Source organism: Vibrio sp. 10N.222.55.C6 (assembly GCF_041473395.1).
In the GTDB taxonomy this organism is placed as follows: domain Bacteria; phylum Pseudomonadota; class Gammaproteobacteria; order Enterobacterales; family Vibrionaceae; genus Vibrio; species Vibrio crassostreae_C.
The window spans coordinates 1-701 of record NZ_JBFRSD010000428.1 but is presented as its reverse complement, the minus strand read 5'-3'; the positions used below and the strand labels follow the sequence as shown (position 1 = coordinate 701).

Sequence of the window (701 nt, the reverse complement as noted above, 5' to 3'; positions counted from 1 at the left end):
GTTGTTCGGCATGCTGGTTGGCTCGATGGCGATTCCGCCTGTGCTTAGCTTGATCCCTTACTTCATGATCGTGAAATTCTTAGGCTTGCTGGATAACCATATGGCGGTATGGCTACCGTTCACCACCACACCATTTGGTATCTTTTTGATGCGTCAGCACGTGATTGCATCGATTCCTAAAGAGCTATTAGAAGCGGCGAAACTGGATGGTGCAGGCGAGTTCAGAACGTACTGGAGCGTGGTACTGCCACTGATGAAACCAGCATTAGCAACGCTTGCGATTGTTCAGTTCGTCTTCTTCTGGAACATGTTTATGCAGCCTCTCGTGGTGCTAAACAACCCTGACAATTACGTCATCACACAAGCACTACGAAGTGTTCAAGGCATTCCGAATACGCCATGGGGCGCGGTAATGCTAGGTACCACAATTTCTATTTTACCACTCGTGATTACATACCTGTTCGCATCGAAACAGATGATCAGTGGTTTAACGTCCGGCGCAGTTAAAGGTTAGGTTTAAGGGTTATAACAATGAATAAATTTCAACTTCCAAGTGATTCAAAGTTACGCAGTAAGGAATTTGTATTCGGTGTCGCGACATCTTCATACCAAATTGAAGGCGGCGTTGAGGAGGGCGGTCGTACACCGTCTATCTGGGACACTTTCTGTAAGAAGCCGGGCAAGGTCGATAACGGTGATAA

The 701-nt window shown here is 46.8% G+C and carries 2 protein-coding genes; both read left to right on the top strand.

The annotated features are described in order from the left end of the window. Positions 1 to 514: carbohydrate ABC transporter permease (locus tag AB4486_RS24440; RefSeq protein WP_372119229.1), on the top strand; the 514-nt coding region annotated here is incomplete at its 5' end. Between the two features lie 17 nt (positions 515 to 531). Beyond that, positions 532 to 701 (top strand): family 1 glycosylhydrolase (locus tag AB4486_RS24435; RefSeq protein WP_372119232.1); only part of this gene is annotated, 170 nt, incomplete at its 3' end.